This is a genomic window from Acidovorax sp. SRB_24, assembly GCF_012931925.1.
In genome coordinates, this window is record NZ_MWOM01000004.1 from 25,159 (window position 1) to 44,889 (window position 19,731).

Sequence of the window (19,731 nt, forward strand, 5' to 3'; positions counted from 1 at the left end):
CGTTTTTGGTGTGTAAGCAGGCTGCGTGCGCAGGGTGTCCTCAGCGCCGCGAAGACACCACGATCCCGCCGACGATCAGCGCAAAGGCCACGGCATGGTAAGCGTGGGGCAACTCGCCCAGAAAGGCCGCCGACAGCAGCGCCGCAAACAGCGGCGTGAGGTTGGCAAAAAACCCCGCCACGGCCGGTCCCACGCGCTGCACGCCCATGCCCCAGCAGCGGTACGCCACGATGGCCGGCCCAACGGCGATGTAGGCCAGTGCCAGCGCCAGCGGCCAGCCCCAGGCGATGTGGTGCGCGCCCAGCGCCCATTCGCCGCCTGCCATCAGGCCCGACCAGCCCAGGCCGAACACCATTTGCGCCATCAGGAATGCGGCCCAGTCACCGCGCACGCCGGCCGGCCCGACCGTGCGCACCAGCAGCCAGCTGTAGAGCGACCACGACAGCGTGGCCAGCAGCATGAACAGGTCGCCCGGCACCAGGCGCAGCGCCAGCAGGGCGCTCCACTGGCCGTGGCTGAGCACGCACAGCACGCCAGCCATCGACAGCGCAGCGCCCAGCAGCTGGCGCCGCGTCACGGCCACGCCGAAGAACAGGGCGCCCAGCACCAGCATCCACAGCGGCATGCTGGAGCCGACCAGCGTCACGTTCAGCGGCGATGAGGTCTGCAGCGCCAGGTACTGCAGCGCGTTGTACAGGCCCACGCCGAGCAGGCCCAGCAGCGCATAGCGGCGCCAGTGCGGCCACAACGGGCTGCCGGCGCGTAGCACGCCATGGGCCAGCGGAAGCAGCAGGGCGAACGCCAGCGCCCAGCGCAGGAAGTTGAGCGTGATCGGCGGCACCAGCTCGTGCACCAGCCGCCCCACCACGGCGTTGCCTGCCCACAGCAGCGGCGCCAGGGTCAGCAGCGCGGCCGTGCCAGGTGTGATTTTTTGTGTCATCGCATCACTGTAGCGGCGCGCTGCGGGGCAAGGCTTGCAGAAACATGGCAGGATGCAGGCCCGTTTTCACCCGTGTCCTGGAGACCATTTCCCATGAGCCTTGCCATCCAGATCCGCCAGCACGGCGGCCCCGAAGAACTGCAGATCGTCGATGTGGCCGTGGGCGAGCCCGGCCCCGGCGAGGTGCGCATCCGCCACCATGCCGTGGGCCTGAACTTCATCGACGTCTACCACCGCACGGGGCTGTACCCGCTGTCCATGCCGGCGACCATCGGCATGGAAGCTGCGGGTGTGATCGAGGCCGTGGGCGAGGGCGTCACGCACCTGCGCGTGGGCGACCGCGCGGCCTACGCCAGCAACCCGCCCGGCAGCTATTGCGAGGTGCGCGTGATGCCCGCGCGCTGCGTGTGCCAGCTGCCCGACAGCATCGGCTTCGAGACCGGCGCCGCCATGATGCTCAAGGGCCTGACGGCGCAGTACCTGCTGCTCAAGGCGCGGCCGGTCGAGGGCCTGGTGCCCGGCGACTTCGTGCTGTTCCATGCGGCCGCCGGCGGTGTCGGCCTGATCGCCTGCCAGTGGGCGCGGGCGCTGGGCCTGCAGCTGATCGCCACCGCGGGCAGCGAGGCCAAGTGCCAGCTGGCGCTGGCCAACGGCGCGGCGCATGCGATCAACTACCGCACCGAGGACTTTGCCGCGCGCGTCAAGGAGATCACCGCCGGCCAGGGCGTCAAGGTCGTGTACGACTCGGTGGGCAAGGACACTTGGGACAAATCGCTCGACTGCCTGCGCCCGTTCGGCCTGATGGCCAGTTTTGGCAACGCCTCGGGCCCGGTGCCGCCGTTTGCGCCCGGCATGCTGGGCGCCAAGGGCTCGCTCTATGTCACGCGCCAGACGCTGTTCACCCACATCGCCACGCGCGAGAGCACGCAGGCCATGGCCGATGCGCTGTTTGCCGTGGTGCAGAGCGGGCAGGTGAAGATCCACATCGACCAGCGCTACCCCCTGCAAGAGGTGCAGCAGGCGCACCGCGACCTGGAGGCGCGCAAGACCACGGGTTCGACGATCCTGACGCTGTCCTGAGATGGCCGGTGCGGCACGAGGGCGCTGCACCCCCTGGGCCGCCGCCTCCGCAGCGGCCCGAGTTCAGGCCGATCCGCGCAGGCGGCTGGGCGCCAGCGAGCCGCTTTGCTCGAGGATGGGGTAAGCGATCGAGCACAACAGCGAATTGATGCGCTTGAAGTCGCTGATCAGGTCGATGTGCAGCGCGCTGGTCTCGATGCTGGGCACGGAATTGATCGACAGGCGCGCCAGGTGCGTGGCCGCATAGGCGCGTTCGAGCTCGCGGAAGTGCGTCTTTTCCTCGATCAGGCGCTTGGCGTCGCGCTCGTTGCTGTTAAGGAAGACGCTCATCGCTAGGCGCAGGTTGTCCAGCAGGCGCGCGTGCAGCTCGTTGATCTCCTGCATGCCGGGCTCCGAGAACTTCAGCCCCTTCTTGATCTTCTTGTCCTCGATGTCGATCAGCACGCGCTCGATGATGTCGGCGACCTGCTCCATGTTGATCGTGAAGCCGATGATGTCGGCCCAGCGCCGTCCCTCGCGCTCGTCCAGCGCCTCGCGCGGGATCTTGGTCATGTAGTACTTGATGGCCGAATACAGGCCGTCAACCTGGTCGTCGAGGCGGCGCAGGTCTTGCGAGAGCTTGAGGTCGTTGGAGCGGATGACGGTGTGGATGCCCTGCAGCATGGTCTCGACCACGTCCGCCTGGTGCAGTGCCTCCCGCGCGGCGCACGAAATGGCCAGCGACGGCGTGGCCAGCGCCGAGGGGTCGAGGTGGTGCGGGCGCGTGTCGGTGGCATGGGCCTCGTCGGCGGGCAGCAGGCGCGCCACCAGGCGTGCCACCGGTCCGGTCAGGCCGATGCAGACCATGGCCATCACGGTGTTGAAGGCCAGGTGGAACAGCACGACCAGCGCGGCATCGTTGGCCACATGGGGGCGAACGTACTGCATCCAGGGCGTGACCAGCGGCGTCATGATCAGCACCCCCGCGATCTTGAACAAGAGGTTGCCCAGCGGCACCTGGCGCGTGGCCACGTTGGCGCGCAGCGTGGTCAGCACGGCCAGCAGGCCGCTGCCCAGGTTGGCGCCCAGCACCAGCCCCAGCGCCACCACCACCGGGATGCCGCCCGAGCCGACCAGCGTCGCCGTCAGCAGTACGGTGGCGAGGCTCGAATACGACACCAGCGCCAGCACGGCGCCCATGGTGATCTCGAGCAGCGGGTCGCTCGTCAGGGCGCCCAGAATGGCGCGCACCGTCTCCGACTGCGTCAGCACCGTCGTGGCCTCGGTGATCAGGCGCAGCGCCAGCAGCATCAGGCCCAGGCCGATCAGCACGCGCCCCATGCGCCCCACGGTGGCGTCCTGGCGCGGCACGTAGAGCACCACGCCGACAAAAATGAGCAGCGGCGACAGCCAGGACAGGTCGAGCGAGAACACCACCGCCATGATGCTGGTGCCCACGTCCGCCCCCAGCATCACGGCCAGCGCCGCCGGCAGCGCCATCAGGCCCTGGCCGACGAACGAAGAGACGATGAGCGCTGTCGCCGTGGCCGACTGCACGACGGCCGTGACCCCGACCCCCGACAGCGCCGCCGTCAGCGGCGTGCGCACACTGCGTGCAATGATCTGGCGAAGGCTCGCACCAAACACCCGCAAGATGCCGGTGCGCACGAGTTGGGTGCCCCACACCAGCAGGGCGATGGCGGCTAAGAGATTGAGTAGGTGCTTCATGAAGTGAGCCGGACACTATAACGGCGCCACTCCAACTTGTACCAGACTGTATGCAATAGCACACTTTGCAGTGCGCTATTGGCGTTCAGCGTTTCACCGTGTCTGGCGCACGCGCAGCAGCTCGTCGACGATCAGGCAGACCGCGCCCACGGTGATGGCGGCATCGGCGACATTGAAGGCCGGGAAGTGCGACGCCGCCCAATGGAAGTCGAGGAAGTCGACCACGTAGCCATGCATCATGCGGTCGACCACGTTGCCGACGGCGCCGCCCAGGATGCTGGAGAGCGCGAACGCAAACAGCTTCTGGCCCGGGTGCGCGCGCAGCTGCCATAGGATGAACAGCGCCGCCGCCACGCCAAAGCCGGTGAACAGCCAGCGCTGCCAGCCGCCGGCCTGCGCCAGGAACGAGAACGCCGCGCCGGTGTTGTGTGCGCGCACGATGTTGAAGAAGCTGGTCACATAGGTCGCGTCGCCCAGGCGGTAGGCGCCCAGGATCAGCGTCTTGGTGAACTGGTCGGCGACCAGGATCAGCAGCGCCCAGCCCAGCCAGGGCCAGAGGCTGCTGTCCGAGCGGCCCGAAGCCGCGGCGCGGGCCATTTAAGCGTGCTCCCGGTGTTCGCCGGCGCCGAAAAGGTTGCTGGTGCAGCGCCCGCACAGCGTGGGGTGCTGCGCATCGTGGCCGACGTCGCTGCGGTAGTGCCAGCAGCGCTCGCATTTGGTGTCTGAACTGGCTGTAACGCTTGCCTGTAGGGCGTCTCCAGCTACCAATTCAATAGTCGATGTGATGAACACGAACTTCAGGTCGTCGCCCAGGCTGGCCAGCAGGGCGTGGTCTTCGGGCGCCGCCGTGAGCACCACGTTGGCCTGCAGCGAGGCGCCCACCTGGCCTTCGGCGCGCAGGGCCTCGATGTCCTTGTTGACCGTGTCGCGGATCTCGCGGATGCGGCCCCACTTGGTCAGCAGGCCGTCGTCGGGCTGGCCCAGGGACTGGAATTTCTCGACAAAGATGGAGTCGCGCCCGCCAAAAACCTTCCAGGCCTCTTCGGCGGTGAACGAGAGGAACGGCGCCATCCAGCGCAGCATGGCGTGCGTGATCTGGTGCAGCGCGGTCTGGGCGCTGCGCCGTGCCAGGCTGCCCGGCGCGGTGGTGTAGAGCCGGTCCTTCAGGATGTCGAGGTAGAAGCCGCCGAGGTCTTCCGAGCAGTACAGCTGCAGCTTGGCGACCACGGGGTGGAATTCGTAGACCTTGTAGTGCGCCAGGATGTCCTCCTGGAACTGCGCCGCGCGCACCAGCGCGTAGCGGTCGATCTCCAGCATCTGCGCGAACGGCACGCTGTCGCGGGCCGGGTCGAAGTCGCTGACGTTGGCGAGCAGGAAGCGCAGGGTGTTGCGGATGCGGCGGTAGGCGTCGACCACGCGCGCGAGGATCTTGTCGTCGCCCGCGATGTCGCCCGAGTAGTCGGACGCCGCCACCCACAGGCGGATGATTTCGGCGCCGAGCTTCTTGTTGATCTCCTGCGGATCGATGCCGTTGCCAAGCGACTTGCTCATCTTGCGGCCCTGGCTGTCCACCGTGAAGCCGTGCGTGAGCAGGCCTCGGTAGGGCGCGCGGCCTTCGAGCGCGCTGGCCAGCAGCAGCGAGCTGTGGAACCAGCCTCGGTGCTGGTCGTGGCCTTCGAGGTAGAGGTCGGCCTCGGGGCCGCTGTCGTGGTGCACGTTGGGGTGCGTGCCGCGCAGCACGTGGCTGAAGGTCGAGCCCGAGTCGAACCACACTTCGAGGATGTCGGTGCTCTTGGTGTAGTGCGGCGCGTCTTCTGCGCCGAGGATCTCTTCGGCCGTCACGCGGCTCCAGGCCTCGATGCCGCCCTGCTCGACGATGGCGGCGGCCCGGTCGAGGATCTCCATGGTGCGCGGGTGCAGCTCGCCCGAATCCTTGTGCAGGAAGAACGGGATCGGCACGCCCCAGCTGCGCTGGCGCGAGATGCACCAGTCGGGCCGATTGGCGATCATGTCGTGCAGGCGGGCCTTGCCGTTCTCGGGGTAGAAATGGGTGTGCTCGATGGCCTTGAGGGCGGTCTGGCGCAGGGTTTCGGGGGCCTTGTCGGTCGTGAACACGCCCTCGCCCTCGTCCATGCGGATGAACCACTGGGCGGCGGCGCGGTAGATCACGGGCGTCTTGTGGCGCCAGCAGTGCGGGTAGCTGTGCGTGATGTTTTCGGTGGCCATCAGGCGGCCGGCGTTGTCCAGCGCCTGCAAAATGGTCGGCACCGCCTTCCAGATGTGCTCGCCGCCGAACAGCGAGAGGTCGGTGGCGTAGGCGCCGTTGCCCTGCACCGGGTTCAGGATGTCGTCGTAGGCCACGCCATGGGCGATGCAGGAGTTGAAATCCTCCACCCCGTAGGCGGGCGACGAGTGCACGATGCCGGTGCCGTCGTCCGCTGTGGCGTAGTCGGCCAGGTACACGGGCGCGAGGCGGTGATAACCGTAGTTGCCGGTGCTGTCCTGCACGTCATAGAGCGGGTGCTCGAATTCGAGCCCGCCGAGTTTTTCGCCCACGGTGGTCGCCAGCACCTTGCCTTCGATGCCATAGCGCAGCAGGCAGCTTTCGACCAGCGACTCGGCCAACACGAGCAGGCCGCGCGGCGTGTCGACCAGCGCGTAGACCAGCCCGGGGTTGAGGTTGAGCGCCTGGTTGGCGGGAATGGTCCAGGCCGTGGTGGTCCAGATCACCGCGAAAGCGTCCTGGGCCAGGCTGGGCAGGCCGAAGGCGGCCGCCAGCCGGGCCGGGTCGTGCGCCTTGAACGCCACGTCGAGCGTGCTGCTCTTCTTGTCGGCGTATTCGATCTCGAACTCGGCCAGCGAGCTGCCGCAGTCAAAGCACCAGTACACGGGCTTCAAGCCGCGGTAGACGAAGCCGCGCTCGATCACGCGCTTGAAGGCGCGGATCTCGCCGGCTTCGTTGGCGAAGTTCATGGTCTTGTACGGGTTGTCCCATTCGCCCAGCACGCCCAGGCGCTTGAAGTCCTGCATCTGCTGCGCGATCTGCTCGGTGGCGTACGCCCGGCTCTTGGCCTGCATGTCGTCGCGCGAGAGCTTGCGGCCGTATTTCTTCTCGATGGCGTTTTCGATCGGCAGGCCGTGGCAGTCCCAGCCGGGCACGTACAGCGCGTCGAAACCTTCGAGCTGGCGCGCCTTGACGATCATGTCCTTGAGGATCTTGTTGACCGCATGGCCCATGTGGATCTGGCCGTTGGCATAGGGCGGGCCGTCGTGCAGGATGAACTTGGGGGCGCCGCAGCGGGCATCGCGCAGGCGCTTGTACAGGCCCTGCTCCTCCCATTCCTTGACCCAGCCCGGCTCGCGCTTGGGCAGGTCGCCGCGCATCGGGAAGGGCGTGTCGGGCAGGTTCAGGGTGCCGCGGTAATCCGGGGCGGGAGAGGCGGGGCTGGCGGTGTTGGCGTCGGACATGGCGATGTTTGAAAGGCTTCGACAAGCTCAGCCCGAACGTCTGTGCGCCCGGGTGGCGGTGTGGGGGAAGGGGTGCTGGCAGTCCGCCGGCCCGAGCCTGTCGAGAGGCAGCAGGCGGCGCCAACGCATCAAATTCGGTCGCGCGTGGTCTGGCGGCGGGTTTCGGCGTGGGCGGCAAACCACGCACGCGCGTCGGCACAGTCGCGGGCAATGCCGGCGGTGAGGGCGCCCAGGCTGTCGTATTTGAGCTCGTCGTGCAGTTTGTGCAGCAGTTCCACGCGGATGATTTTACCGTAGGCCCCCTCGGCCCCCAGGTGCGCCGGCCATTCGAGGCAATGGGTCTCCAGCAGCACGCGCCCGCCGTTGACATCCTGCGGGTCGATCGACGGGCGGATGCCCAGGTTGGCCACGCCGGGCAGCGGGGCCGCGCCCAGCCCATGCACCAGCACGGCGAAGATGCCGCTGGCCGCCGGCTTCCAGTGCGCAAAGCGCAGGTTCAGCGTGCGAAAGCCGTCGCCGGCCGCGGCGCTGCTGGCGCCGAGCGCGCGCCCGAGTTTGCGCCCATGCACCACGTGGCCCGAAATGGAATACGGCCGGCCCAGCAGGCGCGCAGCGTCGTCCATGCGGCCGGCGGCCAGGGCCTCGCGCACGGCCGAGCTGGACACGCGCAGGCCGGGCCCGCTGCCGTGGGGGTCGGACACTTCGTAGCTGTTCATGCGCGCGACCTCGAAGCCCTGGGCCCGGCCGGCGGCGTCGAGCAGGGCGTAGTCGCCCGCGCGCTGGCGGCCAAAGCGGAAGTCGTCGCCCACCAGCACATAGCGCGCGCCCAGCCCCTGCAACAGCACCCCGTCGATGAACGCCTGGGGCGACTGTGCCGCCAGGCGCGCATCGAACGGCAGCACCACGGTCTGCTGCACGCCGCAGCGCGCCAGCTCGGTGAGCTTGTCGCGCAGCGTGCCGATGCGCGCGGGCGCCAGCTCGGGCTTGCGCAGGGCGCCGGCAAAGTAGTCGCGCGGGTGCGGCTCGAAGGTGAGCACACAGCTGACCACGCCACGGTGCTGGGCCTCGTTGTGCAGCAGGGCCAGCATGGCCTGGTGGCCGCGGTGCACACCGTCGAAGTTGCCAATCGTCAGGGCGCAGGCGGGCGCAATGGCGGGGTGGCGGAAGCCGCGGAAGATCTTCATGGGTTGTTATCTTTTTAATAGCGCGTGGCGCAAGGCCACCAAGCGCCTGGCGCCGGTTTGACTTGAAAAAAGCGTATATTGTGACGCAGCCATGGGCGCTTCTGTCGCGTCTGCGCAGCGCGCAGGCGGGCCGCGCTCCATTCCTTGTGTGCATTGTTGTTCCAGGAGGCGCGTTGTGAAGGTTTTGAAGCTTTCGGCCCAGGGGGTGCCCCAGTCGTGGATCACGCTGGAGCAGGCGGTGATCCACAGCGCAGCGGGCGACGTGCGCTGGGTGGCCGGCAGCGAGGTGGCGGTGTTCCACGGGGGGCACAACGCCGTCACAGGTCTGCAGTCGGTGATTGCCGTGAACAGCATCATCGGCACGCGCGGCGTCTCCCGCATCAACCCCTTTGAGCTCAAGCCGGGCCTGGCCAACAACAAGCTGTTTGCGCGCGACCGCAATGTCTGCGCCTATTGCGGCGGGCATTTTGACGAGCACGACCTGACGCGCGAGCACATCGTGCCGCTCGCGCAAAAGGGCGCCGACCAGTGGATGAACGTCGTCACCGCCTGCCGCCCCTGCAACCACCGCAAGGGCCCGCGCACGCCCGAGCAGGCGCGCATGCCGCTGCTCTATGCCCCCTATGTGCCCAGCCTGTGGGAAGACTTCATCCTGCGCAACCGCCGCATCCTGGCCGACCAGATGGAGTTCCTGGCCGCGCACCTGCCGCGCTCCTCCCGGCTGCTGAACTGAAGCGCGCGCACCCGCGCGCAGGTGCAGTGCCGCTCGCCGCCCGGAGCGCCCCGTTCTGCGGAGGTTCTGGCCCGCGCGGGGCTCGGGCTGTGCTCCAATCGGGGTTTTCCCTTGCCCGCATGCGCTGCCCATGATCGTTCGTGACCGTCCTTCCGGACTGCGTTTGTTTCTCATGCTCCGGGGTTCGATCCTGCAGCGCATCCGCACCACCTTGCTGCTCAACATCGTGCTGGCCACCCTGGTCACGCTGGTGCACGGCAACCTGTTCACGCTGAAGATCACGGTCACGCCCATCCCGTTCACGCTGATCGGCCTGCCGTTGGCGATCTTTCTGGGCTTTCGCAACAACACGGCCTACGACCGCTACTGGGAGGCGCGCAAGCTCTGGGGCGAGCTGCTGCTGCGCATGCGTTCGCTCTCGCGCCAGTGCCAGGGCCTGATCCGCGTGGACCAGCCGCTGGACCCCGCGCGGCGCGACGACGACGTGCGCGTGCGCATGGTGCACCGGGCCATCGCCTTCGCCCACGCGCTGCGCCTGCAGCTGCGCGACCAGAAGGACGACGCGCTGCTGCAGCGCTGGGTCACGCCGGCGGAATTTTCCCAGGTGCGCACCACGTCCAATCCCGCCGACGCACTGATGCTGGCCATGGGGCGCGACCTGGGCGAATGCGTGCGCCGCGGGCAGCTCGAACCCTGCTTGGCGGTGCCGCTGGACGGCACGCTGACGGCGCTCACGGCCGCCGCGGCCTCGTGCGAGCGCATCAAGAACACGCCGGTGCCGTTTTCCTACACCCTGCTGCTGCACCGCACGGCCTACCTGTACTGCTTTCTGCTGCCCTTTGGCCTGGTGGACGCCACCGGCTTCATGACGCCCTTCGTCGTGGGCATCGTGGCCTACACCTTCTTCGGCCTCGACGCGCTGGGTGACGAGATCGAGGAGCCGTTCGGCCTGGAAAGCAACGACCTGCCGCTGGACACCCTGTGCCGGGCCATCGAGATCAACCTGCGCGAGTCGCTCGGCGAGACCGATCTGCCGCCGCCCCTGCAGCCGGTGAACTACCAGCTCACCTGAGCGCTGTGCCGGGGCAGTCCAAAAAGGCCCGCGCCACCGGCCGTGCTGGCCTGCGCGGGCGCGAAGCGCTGTGGATGGGGCTTTAAAAATTACAATAGAGGGTTTTTCCCCTAGCCACCTCTCCAAGGATCCCTTTCCCATGCGCATTTCCCGCCGTTCCCTCGTTGCCACCTGTGCCACCGCCGCGCTCGCTGTGTCCGCTGGTTCCGTGTTCGCCCAGCAGGCCAAGGAAGTCAAGCTCGGCTACGCCCTGGCCGTCAATTCGCACTATGGCGCGGCAGCCAACGCGTGGGCGGATTCGGTGGAGAAGACGACGAATCAGGCCTTCAAGTTCAAGCAGTTCCCCTCCAGCGCTCTCGGCGGCGAACGCGAGCTGATCGAGGGCCTGCAGCTGGGCACCGTCGAGGCCGTGATCGTCTCCACCGGCGCGCTGAGCAACTTCGTGCCCGACGTGGGCGTGGTGGACATTCCCTTCCTGTTCCGCGACACGCAGCACGCGCGCGCCGTGCTGGACGGCCAGTTCGGCCAGGACCTGCTGGGCAAATTCAAGGCCCGTGGCCTGATCGCGCTGGCCTGGGGTGAGCAGGGCTTTCGCCACCTGAGCAACAACAAGCATGCGGTGCAGAAGGTCGAGGACCTCAAGGGCCTGAAGATCCGCGTGACCGAAAACCCCGTGCACATCACGGCGTTCAAGACCCTGGGCGCCTCGCCCACGCCCATGTCCTGGCCCGAAGTGATCGGCGCGCTGCAGCAGGGCACGATCGACGGCCAGGAGAACCCGATCTCCGTGCTGGCCTCGGCCAAGCTGTGGCAGGTGCAGAAGCACCTGACGCTGAGCTCGCACGTGTACGCGCCCGTGGCGCTGATCGTGTCGCCCAGCTTCTGGAGCGGTCTGAGCGACGCGCAGAAGGCCGCGTTCACACAGGGCGCCAAGGTGGGGGCGCTCGCATCGCGCGCCTTCGTCGACGCCGTCGAGAAGAAGGGCGTGGAAGAGGCCAAGAGCCAGGGCATGCAGGTCGTGTCCCAGGTGGACCAGGCGGCCTTCCGCGCCGCGCTGGCGCCGGCCTACAAGCAGTACGCCACCAAGTTCGGCCAGAAGACGCTGGACGCCATTGCCAGCGTGAAGTAACGCGGTTCTCGGTGCGTTCGCAACCGCCCGGCCTGGCCGGGCGGTTTGTTTCCTTCCTTCCTTCCAAGACAGGCGCCCTCCGGCGTATCAAACCCTCATGCTCAATCGCGTGGAACGCGCGCTGGTGGCTTGCAACCGCTGGGTGCTCATCGTGCTGCTGCTGGCCATGGCCTGCATCGTTTTCGCCAACGTGGTGCTGCGCTACACCACGGGGGACTCCATCGTCTGGGCCGAAGAGGTGGCCCGGCACCTGATGATCTGGTGCACCTTCCTCGGTGCCGGACTGGTGCTGCGCTTTGGTGGCCATGTGGCCATCGACAACCTGCACGGCGCGGTGGGCAGCCGCGCGGCGCGCGCGATCCGCAGGTTCGTAGTGTTCGGGGTCGGCCTGTTCTGCCTGGTCATGGCCTATTTCTCGGTGCTCTATGTCTGGGCCACGCGCTTTCAGACCACGGCGGCCACCGATGTGCCCATGGCCTGGATCTACGTGGCGATGCCGGTGGGCTTCGTGCTGATGTTCCTGCACCTGCTGTTTATCGCGCGTGCCTACATCGCGGACGGCAGCTATGCCGAGTCCGATGAGATGGACGCCGAAGCGGCGGCCTCGATCTGACCGCAGGGAAAGAAAAACCATGGCTATCACGCTTTTCATTGCCATCGTCGTGTTGCTGGCGCTGGGCTTCCCGGTGGCTTTTGCGCTGGCGATTTCGGCCGCTCTTGCGGTGTTTGTGGGCGGGCGCTACCCGCAATTGGTGGTGTTCAAGGAGATGTTCACCGGCATCGACAGCTTTCCGCTGATGGCGGTGCCGTTCTTCATCCTCGCGGCCGAGCTGATGTCGGGCGGTGCGCTCACGGCGGTGCTGCTGCGCTTCGCGGCGCAGTTCGTCGGCCACCTGCGCGGCGGCCTCGGCTACGCCAACGTGCTGTCGCTGACGCTGTTCTCGGGCATCTCGGGCTCGGCCCTGGCCGATGCGGCCGGACCGGGCTCGATGATGGTCAAGATGATGGACAAGGCCGGCTATGCGCGCCCCTATGCCGCGGCGCTCACCGCCAGCACGGCCATCGTCGGCCCCATCATTCCGCCGTCGGTGAGCATGATCATCTATGCGCTGCAGGATGAGAACGTCTCGGTCGGCGGCCTGTTCATCGCCGGCTTCCTGCCGGGGCTGCTGATCGCAGCCGCCATGGCGGCCGTGAACTGGTATGTGTGCCGCCAGCGCGACTACCGCTCGCGCGAGCCGCGCCCCAGCGGCCGCGAGATGCTGGTGACCAGCATCAAGGCGATTCCGGCGCTGATGCTGATCGTGCTGATCGTCGTCGGCATCCGCTTTGGCATCTTCACGCCCACCGAGGCCTCGGTGGTGGCGGTGTTCTATGCGCTGGTGTGCGGCAAGTGGATCTACCGCACGCTGGAGTGGAAGGCCCTGCCCGGCATTGCCGCGCGCTCGGCCATGCTGACTTCGTCGGTGCTGCTGGTGATGGCGACCTCGGCGGCCTTCGCCTGGGTGCTCACGGTGGAGGGCGTTCCGCAGTACCTGTCGGAGCTGATCGTGAGCTGGCAGCTCTCGCCCGTGATGTTCCTGATCGCCGTGAACGTGCTGCTGCTGGTGTTCGGCATCTTCATGGAGCCGCTGCCGGGCGTGATGATCCTGGTGCCCATCCTGGCGCCGATCGCCGCCGCGCTGGGCATCGACCCGATCCACTTCGCCATGGTGGTGATCGTCAACCTGACGCTGGGCATGATCACGCCGCCCGTGGGCGGGCTGCTGTTCGTGACGGCGGTGTCCACGCGCGTATCGATCACCGCGCTCACGCGCGAAATGCCGCTGTTCCTTCTGGCGCATTTCGTGGTGCTGGTGATGCTGACCTTCATTCCGGCCATCTCGACCTGGCTGCCGCACGCGCTCGGTTTCTGACGCCGGCACGCCCATGAAAAAAGCCCCGCAGGCCTGGCGCCTGCGGGGCTTTTTTTGCGCGGCACTGTCAGGCGAACACGCCGGCCGTCTCCTGCATGCGCGCCGACACCTCGCCCAGGTGGTGCAGCGTGTCGCCGAACTGCATCTCCATCTGGCTGAGTTTCTTGAAGTAGTGGCTGCCGATGTATTCATCGGTCACGCCGATGCCGCCATGCAGCTGCACCGACTGCTGGCCGACGAAGCGCATCGACTGGCCCAGCTGGACCTTTGCGCGGGCCAGGGCCCGGCGACGCTCGGGCGCCGGGGCGCCGAGCTTGAGGCTGGCGTAGTAGCCCATCGAGCGCGCCAGTTCGAGCTGCATCTTCATGTCGGCCACGCGGTGGCGCAGCGCCTGGAAGCTGGCGATGGCCACGCCGAACTGCTTGCGCTGGTTCATGTAGTCCACGGTGAGGGCCAGGGTCTGGTCCATCACGCCCACGGCTTCGGCGCACAGGGCGGCAATGCCGGTATCCACGGCCAGCTCCAGGGCGGCCAGGCCGTCCGCGGTGACGAGCATGGCCGGGGCGTTGTCCAGCTCCAGCTCGGCGGCGCGACTGCCGTCCTGCGTGCCGTAGCCGCGCGCGGCCACGCCAGCGGCGCCGCGCTCGACGAGGAACAGCGCGATCTGGCCGTCGAGCTGCGCGGGCACAAGGTAGGCATCGGCCTGGTCGCCGGCCGGGACTATGCTTTTCATAGCTGTCAGCGTATGCCCTGTGGGCGTTACAGTCGCTTTTGCCTCGCAAACGTCGAGGCGGTAGCGGGCCTTGCGCTCCTGCTGCGCCAGCACGACCAGGGCCTCGCCACTGGCAATGCGCGGCAGCCAGGCGGACTGCACGGCGGCGGGGGCGCACTGCGACAGCACGGCGCTGGCCATGAAGGCCTGCGCCAGCGGCTCGAGCACCATGCCGCGGCCCAGTTCTTCCATCACCACCATCGCATCGATCGCGCCCTGGCCCAGGCCGCCGTGCTGCTCGGGCACGGTCAGGGCCGTGAGGCCCAGCTCGGCCAGTTCGCCCCAGGCGGCGCGGTCAAAGCCGCCGGCAGCGGCAATGGCGCGGCGGCGCTCGAAGGAGTAGCCCTTGTCCACCCAGCGGCGCACGGCGTCGCGCAGCTGTTGCTGGTCGTCGGAAAAATCGAAGTCCATTTTGTTTATTCCTAGCGAAGCTCTTGCGGGAGCCCCCTCGCGGAGGGGGTGCGGGGGAGCGGTCCTGTTTCGCGAAGCGAAAATCGGCGCCGCTCACGGACATGGTTCAACCCAAAACGGTTTGAGCGACGATATTTCGCTGCACTTCATTGCTGCCGCCGTAGATGGTGGTCTTGCGCAGGTTGAAGTAGGTGGAGGCCAGCGGCGCATTGGCCGCGGCGCCGCCCGGGAAGTCGCCCTGCCAGCCCGCTTCCATGGCTTCCTCGATGAACGGCAGGGCAAACGGCCCGGCCGCCAGCATCATCAGCTCGGCATAGCGCTGCTGGATCTCGCTGCCTTTGATCTTGAGCAGGCCGGCGATGTCGAGCGAGTTCTTGCCCGATTTTTCGGCCGACAGCACGCGCAGCACCAGCATCTCGAGCGCCACGATGTCCACTTCGAGCAGCGCGATCTGGTCGCGAAAGCGCAGGTCGTCGTACACGCCCTCGGCGCGGGCGATGCGTTTGAGGCGCTCCAGCTCGCGCTTGCTGCGGTTCACGTCGGCGATGTTGGTGCGCTCGTGGCTCAGCAGGTGCTTGGCGTAGGTCCAGCCCTTGTTCTCTTCGCCGATCAGGTTCTCGGCGGGCACCTTCACGTTGTCGAAGAAGACCTCGTTGACCTCGCACTCGCCGTCCAGCAGCTTGATGGGCCGCACGGTGACGCCGGGCGATTTCATGTCCAGCAGCAGGAACGAAATGCCGGTCTGTGGCTTGCCCTCGTTGCTGGTGCGCACGAGGTTGAACATCCAGTCGCCGTACTGGCCCAGCGTGGTCCAGGTCTTTTGGCCGTTGACCACGTAATGGTCACCCACCCGTTCGGCGCGTGTCTTGACCGAGGCCAGGTCCGAGCCCGAGCCCGGTTCGCTGTAGCCCTGGCTCCACCAGACCTCGCCGCTGGCAATGCCGGGCAGAAAGCGCTTTTCCTGCTCGGCATTGCCGAACGCCATGATCACGGGCGCGACCATCACCGGCCCGAACGGGACGATGCGCGGCGCGCCGGCCAGTGCGCATTCTTCTTCGAACAGGTGCTTTTGCACGGCGGTCCAGCCGGGGCCGCCAAACTCCTTGGGCCAGCCGAACGCCAGCCAGCCCTTTTTGCCCAGGATCTTGGCCCAGCCCTGCAGGTCTTCGCGGGTCAGGCGCAGCGCGTTGTGCACCTTGTGGGCAATGTCCGGGGGCAGGTGGCTGCGAACCCAGGCGCGAACTTCGTCGCGAAAAGCCTGCTCGTCGGGGGTGAATGCGAGATCCATGCGATATGCCTCCTGAGAAGGCATATTTGTAGCACGGTCGTTCGATTCAGTCCTGTCCGGGGGGCGACATGGGCACGGCGGGTGCCACGGCGTTCAGCCCGAGTTCGGCGCACAGGCGCTGCAGCGTGGCCTGCAGTGCGGCGACCTGCTGCTCCAGCGCATGCATGCGCGCCTGCAGGGCCGCGGGCGCGGCACCGTGCGGCGCATCGGTGGCGTCGCTGGCGGGCGGCAGCGCCGTGGTGTCCACCGGGCCGCACAGCAACTGGGCCCAGCGCTGCTCGCGCGCGCCGGGTGCGCGCGGCAGCTGCACGACCAGCGGGCCGCCCTTGTCGCTGCTGCGTTCCTGCAGCTCGTCGAGGAAGGCCTCGACCGACGAGATGTCGGCAAAGCGGTGCCAGCGCTCGGCGTTGGTGCGCAGTTCGCCGGCGGTCTGCGGACCGCGCAGCAGCAGCAGGCCCAGCAGTGCGGCCGACTGGTCGGGCACGCCCACGCCGCGCGGGAAATTGTGCTCCCAGCGCGCGACGCGGCTGCCGCCGCCCTCGCACACCAGTGCCAGGCGCTGCAGTTCGTCGAGCGCTTCCTGCGCCTGGGCGTCGGAGACATGCATCACCGGCTCGCGCGTGGTTTTCTGGTTGCAGCCCGTGACCACGGCGTTGAGCGTGAGTGGGTAGCTGTCGGGCACGGTGCGGGCCTTTTCCATCAGCGTGCCGAGCACGCGGGCTTCGATGGCGGTCAGGGGGCGGGTGCGGGGGTCAAAAGGCATGGCAGGGATAATTCCAGCAAATGAAAAACATCGTGATTCTGATTTCAGGCGGCGGCTCGAACATGGCCGCCATCGTACGGGCTGCGCAGCAGCAGGACTGGGAGCGGCGCCTGGGCGCGCGGGTGGCGGCGGTGGTCAGCAACAAGGCCGACGCGAAGGGGCTGGAGTGGGCGCGCACCCAGGGCATTGCCACCGAGGTGCTCGCCCACAAGGCGTTCGGCAGCCGCGAGGCCTTCGACACCGCGCTGGCCGCGCTGATCGACCGGTACGACCCCGCGCTGGTGGTGCTGGCGGGCTTCATGCGCATCCTCTCGCCGGGATTTGTGGCGCACTACGCAGGGCGCCTGACCAACATCCATCCTTCGCTGCTGCCGGCCTTCGCCGGCCTGCACACGCACCAGCGCGCCCTCGATGCGGGCTGCAAGGTGGCCGGCGCCACGGTGCACCTGGTGACGGCCGAGCTGGACGTGGGGCCCATCCTCGACCAAGCCGTGGTGCCGGTGCTGCCGGGCGACACGGCCGAGACGCTGGCCGCGCGCGTGCTCACGCAGGAACACCTGGTCTACCCGCGCGCCTTGGCCCAGTGGCTGGAAGCCACAGCGCTGAAAGACCACGTGGCGTCGCCGCCTGGCGTTTAAGGGCCTGGTGCGGTGCAGCGCCGGTTCACGCGCACCTTAGGCGTCTGCCGGCTGGGACGCAGGTCACAGCGTGCTCAGCGTCTCCGCGCTGGTGGCCGTCAGCAGGTCCTTGGCCGCCTGCGTCTGGTCGGCATCGGTCGGGTGCAGCACCAGGGCCCAGCGCCCGCTGGCCAGCGCACTGCGCACCGAGGTGATCAGCTGGACGTGGTCGGGCCGCAGCGCGATGAGGCCCCCCAACAGCAGGCCGAAGGTGATGGCAAACCCCACGATGGCGATGAAGGCCAGCAGCGGACTGCTGGCGATCATGGGCTGGCCACTGCGGTAGAGCCACAGAAACAGCAACAGACCGAGCACGCCCCCCGCCACGCCGGTGACGGCATGGGCCCGGAAAATCGTTTTGAAAATGCCGCGCTGTTCGGGCTCCAGGCTGCGGCCAAAGAAGTTGCGGTGCGACACCTTGGCGTCTTGCGGGCCCAACAGGCGCACCTGCCCGGGGGCCATGCCGGGCAGGGCCCGCGCTCTGGCCGCAGCGGCCTGTGCATCGCTCTGGTTGCTGTAGAGGCCCACGACCTTGGTGACCGATTGCTCGCCGAACAGGCCTTTTTTGAGAAGGTATTCCACGGTTGACTCCTTTCCACTGCGCTTTTCCTGGGGCGCCGAGGTGCCGCCCGCGCAGCCCGCGTGCCACGTCCCACCTTAGGCCGCTGCTGCCGCTGCCCCTGTAGGACGCCGGCGTGTGCGCCCGCCGGCCGGCAGCGGCGTGCGGACCTGGCCACGCAGCGTGGCGCAGGGCGGGCGCAACGGGTGTGCAGCGCGCGCTGCGCCGCCTGCGCAGTTCGGCGGTGGGACAATCGCTGCCTATGCACCCCAATGTCTTGATCAATGCCTGCGCTGAACTCGTCAGGCTCACCCTCACTTTTGAACACCCGGCCGACGCAGTGGTGTCGCGCTTTTTCCGCGACCACCGCGGCCTGGGCCAGCGCGAGCGCGCCGCACTCGCAGAAACCGTCTACACGGTGCTGCGCAAGAAGCTCCTGTTCGACCACATGGCGCCGTCGGGCTCCGGCCCCAAGGAGCGGCGCCTGGCCATCCTGGGCTACGCCCACTGGCAGGACGAGGAAGCGCGCCGCACGAACCCGCAGGCGGCGCACGGTGCGCGCGAGTTTCTGCACGGCGCCCTGAGCGACCGCGAAAAGCAGTGGCTGGAGCAGTGCGACGCGGTGCGCGAGGACGAATTGCTCGAACGCCACCGCCACAACCTGCCCGAGTGGCTGGCGCAACCGCTCAAGGCGCAGCTGGGCGACGGCTTCTGGCCGCTGGTGCAGGCGCTGTCGCGCAGCGCGCCGCTCGACCTGCGCGTCAACGTTTTGAAGGAAAAACGGCCTGAAGTGCAGAAGGAGCTTGCGCAGGCAGCTATTAAATCCGTAGCAACGCCGTATTCGCCCTGGGGCCTGCGCGTCGAGGGCAAGCCGGCGCTGGCCAAGCTGCCGGCCTTCGTGCGCGGCGCCATCGAGGTGCAGGACGAGGGCTCGCAGCTGCTGGCCCTGCTGCTCGACGCCAAACGCGGCGAGATGGTAGTGGACTTCTGTGCCGGCGCCGGCGGCAAGACGCTGGCCATTGGCGCCACCATGCGCAGCACCGGACGCCTGTACGCGTTTGACGTGTCGGGCCACCGGCTCGATGCGCTGGGGCCGCGGCTCAAGCGCAGCGGGCTGTCGAACGTGCACCCGGCCGCCATCGCGCACGAGCGCGACGAGCGCGTCAAGCGCCTGAGCGGCAAGATCGACCGCGTGCTGGTCGATGCCCCGTGCTCGGGCCTGGGCACATTGCGCCGCAACCCCGACCTGAAGTGGCGCCAGACGCCCAAGGCGGTGGAGGAACTGGTGGCCAAGCAGACCGCCATCCTGGCCAGTGCGGCGCGGCTGGTGAAAGACGGCGGGCGCCTGGTCTATGCCACCTGCAGCGTGCTGCCGCAGGAGAACGAGGCCATTGCCGAGGCCTTCGCCGCCGCGCACCCGGACTTCGTGGCGCTAGACGCGGGCGAGGCGCTGGCGCAGCTGAAGGTGGAAGGCGCGGCGGGCCTGTGCAGCGGGGGCGAAACCGGCGGCCGCTACCTGCGCCTGTGGCCCCATGTGCACCAGACCGACGGGTTTTTCGCCGCGGTCTGGACCAAAAAGCCCTGAGCAGCGGAGAAGTCAGCGTAAACCCAGGGGTAAGTCCACGCTCCCGCGGAGCGCCGGCCTTCTAAAATCGGGGGTTCGCCCCTGCTGGAAGGGGCGTCCACGATACGGCGAAAAGGGTTGGTGAGATATGTTGTTGCCCGATGGGGTGGTTCTGAATGCGGCCGTGGACTGGCTGGCCCATGGCGCGCTGCGCCTGGCGTGGTGGCAGGTGGTGCTGTACACGCTGCTGCTCACGCACATCACCATCGCCGCGGTGACGATCTTTCTGCACCGCTCGCAGGCCCACCGCTCGCTGGACCTGCACCCGATTCCCGCGCATTTCTTCCGCTTCTGGCTCTGGCTGACGACCTCCATCGTCACCAAGGAGTGGGTTGCGATCCACCGCAAGCACCACGCCAAGTGCGAAAGCCCCGACGATCCGCACAGCCCGCAGACGCGCGGCCTGCG

At 67.9% G+C, this 19,731-nt stretch carries 18 protein-coding genes; 9 read left to right on the forward strand and 9 right to left on the reverse strand.

Annotated elements, in window-relative coordinates:
• Positions 1–40: 40 nt before the first annotated feature.
• Positions 41–940 carry a DMT family transporter gene (locus B2J89_RS02005; RefSeq protein WP_169167559.1) on the reverse strand — a complete coding sequence of 300 codons (900 nt, stop codon included), beginning with the start codon at positions 938–940 and terminating at the stop codon, positions 41–43.
• Between the two features lie 93 nt (positions 941–1,033).
• On the opposite strand from B2J89_RS02005, the gene B2J89_RS02010 reads away from it, so the two are divergent.
• Positions 1,034–2,020: a quinone oxidoreductase gene (locus tag B2J89_RS02010; protein WP_169167560.1), complete on the forward strand. Its 987-nt coding sequence runs from the start codon at positions 1,034–1,036 to the stop codon at positions 2,018–2,020.
• 63 nt (positions 2,021–2,083) lie between these two features.
• On the opposite strand, the gene B2J89_RS02015 is transcribed toward B2J89_RS02010, so the two are convergent.
• The 4 genes from B2J89_RS02015 to B2J89_RS02030 all read right to left on the reverse strand — a co-directional run bounded on the left by B2J89_RS02015 (position 2,084) and on the right by B2J89_RS02030 (position 8,379).
• Positions 2,084–3,727, reverse strand: a complete 1,644-nt coding sequence (locus B2J89_RS02015; RefSeq protein ID WP_169167561.1) for a Na/Pi cotransporter family protein — start codon at positions 3,725–3,727, stop codon at positions 2,084–2,086.
• Positions 3,728–3,820: 93 nt separating this feature from the next.
• A complete protein-coding gene (lspA, locus tag B2J89_RS02020) occupies positions 3,821–4,324 on the reverse strand; it encodes a signal peptidase II (protein ID WP_169167562.1) in 504 nt (167 codons plus the stop codon).
• Positions 4,325–7,195: an isoleucine--tRNA ligase gene (gene ileS, locus B2J89_RS02025; RefSeq protein ID WP_169167563.1), complete on the reverse strand. Its 2,871-nt coding sequence runs from the start codon at positions 7,193–7,195 to the stop codon at positions 4,325–4,327.
• 128 nt (positions 7,196–7,323) lie between these two features.
• Positions 7,324–8,379, reverse strand: coding sequence for a bifunctional riboflavin kinase/FAD synthetase (locus tag B2J89_RS02030; protein WP_169167564.1), 1,056 nt, complete (start codon positions 8,377–8,379; stop codon positions 7,324–7,326).
• Between the two features lie 175 nt (positions 8,380–8,554).
• Here B2J89_RS02030 and B2J89_RS02035 point away from each other — a divergent pair, with 175 nt between their 5' ends.
• The 5 genes from B2J89_RS02035 to B2J89_RS02055 all read left to right on the forward strand — a co-directional run bounded on the left by B2J89_RS02035 (position 8,555) and on the right by B2J89_RS02055 (position 13,229).
• Positions 8,555–9,112 (forward strand): HNH endonuclease, encoded by a 558-nt coding sequence (locus tag B2J89_RS02035; protein ID WP_169167565.1) that lies wholly within the window; start codon positions 8,555–8,557, stop codon positions 9,110–9,112.
• Positions 9,113–9,242: 130 nt separating this feature from the next.
• Positions 9,243–10,184, forward strand: a complete 942-nt coding sequence (locus B2J89_RS02040; RefSeq protein WP_169167566.1) for a bestrophin family protein — start codon at positions 9,243–9,245, stop codon at positions 10,182–10,184.
• A gap of 139 nt (positions 10,185–10,323) precedes the next feature.
• Entirely contained in the window at positions 10,324–11,313 is a 990-nt protein-coding gene (locus B2J89_RS02045; RefSeq protein ID WP_169167567.1) for a TRAP transporter substrate-binding protein, read from the forward strand.
• A 97-nt stretch (positions 11,314–11,410) separates the two neighbouring features.
• On the forward strand, positions 11,411–11,926 hold the full coding sequence (locus tag B2J89_RS02050; protein ID WP_169167568.1) for a TRAP transporter small permease: 516 nt from the start codon (positions 11,411–11,413) through the stop codon (positions 11,924–11,926).
• Positions 11,927–11,945: 19 nt separating this feature from the next.
• Positions 11,946–13,229, forward strand: a complete 1,284-nt coding sequence (locus tag B2J89_RS02055; RefSeq protein WP_169167569.1) for a TRAP transporter large permease — start codon at positions 11,946–11,948, stop codon at positions 13,227–13,229.
• 67 nt (positions 13,230–13,296) lie between these two features.
• Here B2J89_RS02055 and B2J89_RS02060 read toward each other — a convergent pair whose 3' ends face one another.
• From B2J89_RS02060 to B2J89_RS02070, 3 genes are all read right to left on the reverse strand, one after another.
• On the reverse strand, positions 13,297–14,412 hold the full coding sequence (locus B2J89_RS02060; protein WP_169167570.1) for an acyl-CoA dehydrogenase family protein: 1,116 nt from the start codon (positions 14,410–14,412) through the stop codon (positions 13,297–13,299).
• 106 nt (positions 14,413–14,518) lie between these two features.
• A complete protein-coding gene (locus tag B2J89_RS02065; protein ID WP_169167571.1) occupies positions 14,519–15,700 on the reverse strand; it encodes an acyl-CoA dehydrogenase family protein in 1,182 nt (393 codons plus the stop codon).
• A 46-nt stretch (positions 15,701–15,746) separates the two neighbouring features.
• Positions 15,747–16,463 (reverse strand): YceH family protein, encoded by a 717-nt coding sequence (locus B2J89_RS02070; RefSeq protein WP_169167572.1) that lies wholly within the window; start codon positions 16,461–16,463, stop codon positions 15,747–15,749.
• A 20-nt stretch (positions 16,464–16,483) separates the two neighbouring features.
• On the opposite strand from B2J89_RS02070, the gene purN reads away from it, so the two are divergent.
• Complete coding sequence (gene purN / locus B2J89_RS02075) at positions 16,484–17,101, forward strand: phosphoribosylglycinamide formyltransferase (RefSeq protein WP_169167573.1); 618 nt, start codon at positions 16,484–16,486, stop codon at positions 17,099–17,101.
• 63 nt (positions 17,102–17,164) lie between these two features.
• On the opposite strand, the gene B2J89_RS02080 is transcribed toward purN, so the two are convergent.
• Positions 17,165–17,722, reverse strand: coding sequence for a hypothetical protein (locus B2J89_RS02080; protein ID WP_169167574.1), 558 nt, complete (start codon positions 17,720–17,722; stop codon positions 17,165–17,167).
• A 239-nt stretch (positions 17,723–17,961) separates the two neighbouring features.
• On the opposite strand from B2J89_RS02080, the gene B2J89_RS02085 reads away from it, so the two are divergent.
• Together B2J89_RS02085 and B2J89_RS22640 are read left to right on the forward strand one after the other, a co-directional pair.
• Positions 17,962–19,284, forward strand: a complete 1,323-nt coding sequence (locus tag B2J89_RS02085; RefSeq protein ID WP_169167575.1) for an RsmB/NOP family class I SAM-dependent RNA methyltransferase — start codon at positions 17,962–17,964, stop codon at positions 19,282–19,284.
• 127 nt (positions 19,285–19,411) lie between these two features.
• On the forward strand, positions 19,412–19,731 hold a 320-nt coding region (locus B2J89_RS22640), incomplete at its 3' end, for a fatty acid desaturase (RefSeq protein WP_240964694.1).